General features: G+C 34.2%; 8 protein-coding genes. 7 read left to right on the top strand and 1 reads right to left on the bottom strand.

The genetic code is table 11. The annotated features are described in order from the left end of the window. From SPD53_RS15645 to SPD53_RS15655, 3 genes are all read left to right on the top strand, one after another. Positions 1 to 864, top strand: a complete 864-nt coding sequence (locus tag SPD53_RS15645; RefSeq protein WP_188384406.1) for an alpha/beta fold hydrolase — start codon at positions 1 to 3, stop codon at positions 862 to 864. Positions 865 to 900: 36 nt separating this feature from the next. Continuing rightward, positions 901 to 1,437 carry a GNAT family N-acetyltransferase gene (locus SPD53_RS15650; protein ID WP_188384405.1) on the top strand — a complete coding sequence of 179 codons (537 nt, stop codon included), beginning with the start codon at positions 901 to 903 and terminating at the stop codon, positions 1,435 to 1,437. 339 nt (positions 1,438 to 1,776) lie between these two features. Further along, entirely contained in the window at positions 1,777 to 2,418 is a 642-nt protein-coding gene (locus SPD53_RS15655) for a Vat family streptogramin A O-acetyltransferase (protein ID WP_336253113.1), read from the top strand. A 138-nt stretch (positions 2,419 to 2,556) separates the two neighbouring features. On the opposite strand, the gene SPD53_RS15660 is transcribed toward SPD53_RS15655, so the two are convergent. Further along, on the bottom strand, positions 2,557 to 2,712 hold the full coding sequence (locus tag SPD53_RS15660; RefSeq protein ID WP_336253114.1) for a hypothetical protein: 156 nt from the start codon (positions 2,710 to 2,712) through the stop codon (positions 2,557 to 2,559). 668 nt (positions 2,713 to 3,380) lie between these two features. On the opposite strand from SPD53_RS15660, the gene SPD53_RS15665 reads away from it, so the two are divergent. The 4 genes from SPD53_RS15665 to abc-f form a co-directional block, all read left to right on the top strand. Beyond that, complete coding sequence (locus SPD53_RS15665) at positions 3,381 to 4,184, top strand: hypothetical protein (protein WP_442946214.1); 804 nt, start codon at positions 3,381 to 3,383, stop codon at positions 4,182 to 4,184. Positions 4,185 to 4,744: 560 nt separating this feature from the next. Beyond that, positions 4,745 to 5,584 (top strand): nucleotidyltransferase domain-containing protein, encoded by an 840-nt coding sequence (locus SPD53_RS15670; RefSeq protein WP_336253116.1) that lies wholly within the window; start codon positions 4,745 to 4,747, stop codon positions 5,582 to 5,584. A 104-nt stretch (positions 5,585 to 5,688) separates the two neighbouring features. Continuing rightward, a complete protein-coding gene (locus SPD53_RS19905; RefSeq protein ID WP_105980607.1) occupies positions 5,689 to 5,733 on the top strand; it encodes an erythromycin resistance leader peptide in 45 nt (14 codons plus the stop codon). 490 nt (positions 5,734 to 6,223) lie between these two features. Then, positions 6,224 to 7,443, top strand: a 1,220-nt coding sequence (abc-f, locus tag SPD53_RS15675) for a ribosomal protection-like ABC-F family protein (RefSeq protein ID WP_336253117.1), incomplete at its 3' end; no start/stop codon positions are given.

A 7,443-nucleotide genomic window follows, 5' to 3' on the forward strand; every position in this document is an offset into this window, starting at 1 on the left:
ATGATAGAAAACTTTCCAGAAATTAAAACGATAAAACTAAAATTAAATGATGTAAATGTCAATTGCTATACAGCTGGAGAATCTGGTTCTCCTGTGATTCTTTTGCATGGTGCAGGAGTTGATTCAGCAAATATATCTTGGAGTGAGGTATTAGGTCCTTTATCAAAAAAACACCGTGTATTTGCTCCTGACCTTCCTGGGTATGGAGAAAGTGATAAACCTAATGTGGAATATTCACTTTCCTTTTACATTGATATATTGAATCAAATAATGGATCGTCTTCACCTTGAGAAGGCTAACTTGGTTGGACTATCTTTAGGTGGAGGAATCTCTCTTGGGTATACGCTCGAATATCCAGCTCGAGTAGAAAAGCTAGTATTAGTAGGTGCGTGGGGGCTATTTAGTAAACTTCCTTATCATCTTCTCACTTATTGGTATACACAATCATTCCTCAATGAACTTTCGTATAAATGGTCAAGTAAAAGCAGAAGATTTGTGAAGTGGACGCTGCTAAATAGTTTATTTGGAAATCCTAATAATGTATCAGAAGAACTTGTAGATGAAATTTATGGATTTTTACAAGCACCACATGCTGGTAAAGCATTTATGTCATTCCAGAGAAGTGAGATTACACGCACAGGACTTAGAACTAAGTTGGCAGAAAATCTATCTGAAATTAAAAAACGGACATTAATCGTTCATGGGTCAAAAGATACCTCGGTTCCTATTAAACATGCGTTTGAAGCACATGAGGCTATGAAGGATTCCGAGCTGTATGTAATGGAAGGGTGTAAACATTGGCCACAGAAAGAGAGACCGGAAGAGTTTACCCGAGTTATTACAACATTTCTAGGGAAAGAGTAAAGTAAAAATATGTACTTGAACAGGAGCTATAAAGAAATGAACATAGTAATTAAACAAGAACAGGTGAAAGACTATAAAATAACTGAAGAAGTGGTAAAGAATGCATTCGCTAATGCGGAGCACAGTGATAAAAATGAACATCATTTGGTGTCTCGTATTAGAAATTCAAACGTATTTATACCAGAATTATCTTTAGTGGCGATGGATAATGATGATAACAAACAAGTGGGACATATTATATTATCCAAGATAAAAATTAAAAATGAAGATCAAGTTGTAGAGTCACTGGCTCTTGCACCTGTATCTGTCCTACCAGAATATCAAAATCAAGGCGTAGGTAAATTATTGATTAGTAAAGCATTGCAAAAGGCAAAAGAGCTTAGGTTTAATTCGGTTGTTGTTTTGGGGCATCCTGAATATTATCCGAAGTTCGGGTTCAAAAAAGCATCCACTTGGGGAATAAAAACACCTTTTGAAGTACCAGACGAGGCATTTATGGCAGTGGAGTTAGGTGAAAATACCCTTGATAAAGTTTCAGGAGTTGTTGAATATCCTCGTGTGTTTTTTGAATAAAATGTAAATTGAAATTAAGAATATGACCATTAATTATATCTTTTTTATTGGTGTTCAATATTGTTTTTTCTGAAGAAGTTCTAGAATTGGAGATGATACAGCTGTTCCGTTTTTAGAGCCCCTCTATTAAAAGTATATCTTTCATGGTAGTTGAATCCATTTCTTAATTGATTCATACTTCGAGTAACATTATTAAGCATTTTTTGACTATAAAAAAATAGACTTTAATCAGTTAGTAGGGGAAATGGAAAAATGACCGCTGCCTCGGCCTTTGTGAAATAATTCGTTGTGATTAAATTAGCAAATCATCTTTAAACAATGATATAAAGGAGTGAGTTTATGTCTGCTAATAATTTTCCTGGACCAAATCCACAAACTCCATTTCCATTAGAAGGAAATAAAAATGTTCAATTTATTAAGCCAACTATAACAAGAAAAAATGTTTCTGTTGGGGATTATTCGTACTACGATAGTAAACATGGAGAGTCATTTGAAGAACAAGTTCTATATCACTATGAAGTAATAGGTGATGAACTGATTATAGGAAAGTTTTGTTCGATAGGTCCAGGAACAACCTTTATTATGAATGGAGCGAACCATCAAATGGATGGCTCTACTTATCCATTCCATTTGTTTGGCAGTGGGTGGGATATGTATGTACCTACCTTAGACGACCTGCTGATTAAAGGAGATACTGAAGTCGGAAATGATGTATGGATAGGAAGAGATGTAACAATTATGCCTGGAGTCAAAATTGGAGATGGAGCAATAATTGCTGCACAATCAGTTGTTACAAAAAATGTAGCCCCCTATACAGTTGTTGGAGGAAATCCTGCGATAGTTATAAAAAAACGTTATTCAGATAAAGTAATAGAGGATTGGCTAACAATAAAGTGGTGGGATTGGGATTCTAAGAAAATTAGTGATAATCTCGAGTTCATAATAGGTGGACATATAGATAAATTGAAAAAGAACAATTAAATTAAGATCGGACTGGATGCTTAATAGGTTCTTCTGATCTTTATTCTAAAATACTTCACTCTCGAAAAGTAGTGTGGATGATGACTTACTTGGTGGGTTTTGTACCAAAAGGTTAAGAAAGTAATTTAAGTAGAAAATCTATTTTCTTATATCTGAAACTCTTTTTCTACTATGTAGATCAATAATAAACACCTGACTGTCAAAATAAACATCTGCTACTCCCACCACCGATTTCGTAATAATAAACATTTGCTTTTTCAATATAGATCCAATAATTTCTCGGGTTTTCCTCATCAGGAGCCCGAGTTTTTTCATGTCTTTTCCAATATCTTTTCAATGCAGTTATGTTCCTAAATCCTTGTCATTACTGGGTTAATCCAATATCCAATTCAATAATAAATCAATACTCATTCAATATTTTCTCTTTATTTTATCCCTCTTTTCTCCACTATCTTTTCTAGAATTTTTCCTTATTCCATTCCCAAAACTTTATTCCAACTTCGAAAAAACCATGAAAAAACAGCCGAAAAAGGCCGGAAAAACGGTCATTTTTGATTCGAAAAACGTCCGAAATGGGGGTTCCGTAGCAAAACATTATTATGAGTGAAACGGTGGAATGCGGGTTGGAGGGGTGGTGTTTAGCAAATGATTATTCTTATTGTACAGAAGAAGTAGATAAATAATAAATTCTTGCTAACTTCATCACCAATTTTGTAGTAATAAATAATTGCTTTTTAAATACAAATCTTAATAATTACTCGGGATTTCCTCATCAGAATTCCGAGTTTTTTTCATGTCTTTTTCAAAATTTTTTTATACAGTTATGTTCCTAACCTATTGATATTACAATATGATTTCTTTTTTTAGTTGAGTGGTGGAATTGTAGAATCGGGAATACATGAGCTTACTAACGTTTATAATAACAAGAATTGAATATCCTAATTAATTGGAGGATGTTATTCGTGAATATCATAAAAAGATTCTTTACTAGTAGCACGACAACAGCTAACAAGAAGATTATTGTCGTTTATGTTATATTTCGTGCAATTGCTGTTTTTATGCTTATTAATCAAATACCAATGCAAAGATGGGGGGACGCTTTTCTTCTTATTCTTACACTCGCTTTATTTGAAATCCCGAAACTTGTGGAACGGGTGTTTAATATTGAAATTCCTAATTTATTGGAACTGATTATCATAATCTTTATTTTTAGTTCGACTATTCTGGGAGAACTGAGTGATTTTTACGGGTACTTTAAAATGTGGGATACGGCACTTCATACGCTCAATGGATTTTTAGCAGCCGGTGTCGGTTTTTCACTTGTCTATCTGTTAAATAGGAATGCTGAGGGGATAAATTTGAGCCCATTATTTCTAGCGATAGTGACTTTCTGTTTTTCTATGACTGTTGGCGTTATGTGGGAGTTTTTTGAATACGCCGCAGACCGATGGGGGAATCTCGATATGCAGAAAGACAGAATTGTTCAAGAAATCAACAGTGTTCGTATTGGTGAAAATAACGCTCTTTATCAGATTGAGAATATTCAACGAACCGTAATTGAAAGTAAGGACCCTTCAGGAAATGTTATTGAAACCGTTATAGATCACGGATATCTTGATATTGGAATTATTGATACGATGAAGGATTTATTTGTCAACTTGATCGGTGCAATTGTCTTTAGTGTGCTTGGCTATCTATATGCTCGGCATGATCAGAAGAAATATAGGTTTGTTCGGAATTTCATACCTACAAAAGGGAAGCCATAGTGAAAAATACATACCAGTGCTATTCATTCTGACCTCACTTACGTTAAAATAAACATCTCCATATTGGGGGGGTAATTCAATAATTTCTCGGGCTTCTTTTATTAAGAAACCGGGATTTTTGATTCCTTTTTCATAACAAATCAATATCTTTTCAATTGTTTATTCAATAGTTAATTATATTTATAAAACGGTTGTCATTACTGGAACTACTCAATATTTCACTTCTTTTATAACAATAAATAATCCACTACTTGTTCGTCATATTTCTTGTATCCTCTATTCATTCTACTTTCCGTTACGTATGATTTAGAGAGAACTTTTCAACTTAGGAAAGAGGTTAATAAATAGGGTAGATAGGCGGGAAAAATGCATTTTTGAATATCCTAGTGTATTCTTTTGAATGAATAGTCAAGATTTGTTATAGATATTAATTCTGTAGAATAAATGGTTATTGGAAATTGTTTTGAAAAACTTATTGTATGAATCCTCAAATGAGATAATTCAAAACACTCGAGTGAGGAAATTATAATATAGGATTAAACATTGGGGTTGAAAGTTCAATGAATGTAGAAAAGATTATAAATGAAATAAGCACTGAACTAAAAGGCACTCCAGGCATTGTTGGTGTAGTCTTGGGAGGTTCAAGAGCAAGAGGTACGAATCACGCAACTTCAGATATTGACATTGGAATTTATTATGATGAGTCAGCAGGATTTGATGTTGAAGCTGTTAGCAAAATAGCTACAAAATTGGATGATGACCACAGAGAAAACTTAGTTACATCATTAGGTGAGTGGGGTGCTTGGATAAATGGTGGTGGTTGGATTGTCGTTCAAGGGTACCATGTAGATTTGATTTTTCGGGATATAAAAAAGGTATCTCAAGTAATTAATGATTGTTTAAAGGGCAAGGTTTCTACTCATTATCATACGGGACACCCACATGCCTATCTAAATGTTATGTATATGGGGGAAATCTCCATTAGCAAAATATTGTTTGAGCGTACCAATCAAATTTCAGATTTAAAAGCAAAGGCAAAGCCTTATCCGAAAGTCCTAAAGGATGCCACCATCGACTATTTCATGTTTGAAGCATCTTTTTCTTTAATGTTTGCGAAGGATACCGTGGATAAGGATGATCTTTCATATGTTATGGGGCAATGCTTCCGAACTATTTCATGTTTAAATCAAGTATTATTTGCTTTAAATGAAGAATACTGTATCAATGAGAAGAAAGCAGTCCGGATGATTGATAACTTTAGTATAAAACCGAAAAGTTACAAACAAAGCATCGATAAGATCGTTACATTGATTTCTTCCGATCCTGACAGGACAAGAGAAGGAATTGAAATGTTACAACAACTTATTTCAGAAACAGAGATGTTATTAAGTAAAGGCTAAATAACTCTTTCAAATTTTATAGGAATTATTTTCCTTTGACTTTTGAAAAAAGATTATCTATACTAGTCACTGTATTTAAAAACGTTAAGGAGGATTATTAAAAAATGACACATTCGATGAGACTGCGTTTCCCAACTTTGAACCAGTAATTGAATACGTTCAAAGGCTCTGTCTTGTGTTTGCAGAGTAATGGGATTAGTCTGTCCTTTTTTTAATAATCTTTCATTTCATATTTGATAATTATCTATTATCCCGATATGAGGGTGTTTTTTAACCTATTTATCAATAGGTCCTAACAACATTCTCTATTCCGGATAATGATATGGAATGTTTAGAAAGGCGGATTGTTCTGCCTTTCTTTATTTTTGTACAATATTCTTACCCTAAAGGTAGGTTTATTTGTGGACAGCTATTCATGGCTTCCAAATAAAATATGGATGGGGCTTTTACCCTTTACTTCAATCACAGGCAGATGCTTGTGATTTTTTATTTTGGAAGGAACAAGAATGGAAAGCAAAATAGGAGGAAATATTCATGCAGTTTTTATTATTCTTTTGATACGAGCTTGATCTAGAAATAGAAGCTCGTATCGATCCTAGCTATCGGTACGAAATGAATCATTTTCGGGAGGTAGCAAACATGGAAAAAGTATGTTTTGAACTAGAAAATATAGAGTTAAATTATTTAGATAATACGGTATTAGAAATAGAACGTTTAGCGATACATCAATTTGATCGTATCGGAATTGTTGGGAAAAATGGTGCAGGAAAGAGCACATTGTTAAAGTTGCTTGCAGGGATCGTACATCCGTCAAGTGGCTCCGTCAAACGTCACGTAGATTTTGCTTATTTTGACCAATTAACAACACCTGAAGAATCAGAGATTGATTACGATTTAAAAGGAAAATTGGCGATTCCAGAAACTGAAATTAGTAACTTTAGTGGTGGTGAACAAACGAGACTCAAACTTGCACAAATCTTCTCCAGCTATCATGAAGCTCGATTAATTGATGAACCTACCACGCATCTTGATTCAGATGGTACGCAGTTTTTTATCGAAGAATTGATGTACTATTATGGTGCACTCGTACTTGTAAGTCATGATCGGTATGTGTTAGATCAACTGGTGACAAAAATTTGGGAAGTGGATGAAGGAACTGTAACAGAATATACAGGGAATTACACGGAATATGTTCGTCAAAAAGAGCTTGAAAAGAAACAACTCCTAGAACAACATGAAAAATATGTAAAAGAAAAAACACGTCTCATGAAAGCTGCTGAAGAAAAAATGAAAAAGGCAGAAAAAGTAACACAAGGAGATAAGAGAGTAACAAAAGTAAAAGGAAATCGAACGTTTGAAACGAAATCAAAAGGAACGAGTCAAAAATCGATGCAACGTGCAGCAAAAGCGATCGAACAGAGAGTGGAGCAACTGGAAGCAGTAGAAGCTCCTAAAGAGGAACAAATCATTCGTTTTCATCAGTCAAAAGCTCTAGAGTTACACAATAAGTTCCCGATCATGGGGGAGAGCTTAACGCTTAAAGCAGGGGATAAAACACTTCTCCGAGATGCGAAATTTCAATTTCCTTTAGGAAAAACGATTGCTATAACAGGAAAAAATGGCTCGGGTAAGACAACGTTGCTTCATCATATTTTAAAACATGGAGAAGGGGTAACAATCTCGCCAAAAGCTGTTATAGGTACGTATCAACAAATGGACTATCGATTTTCAAAAGAAGAAACGGTATTGGATTTTATCAAAAATCGAAGTGATTACAATGAAAGCAAAATCCGAGCTGTACTTCACGCTATGAATTTTACTGGTAATGATATAAAAAAGAATGTCCAGAATTTAAGTGG

Source organism: Oceanobacillus sp. MO10714A, assembly GCF_037072045.1.
Classification (GTDB): Bacteria; Bacillota; Bacilli; order Bacillales; family Amphibacillaceae; genus Oceanobacillus; species Oceanobacillus indicireducens.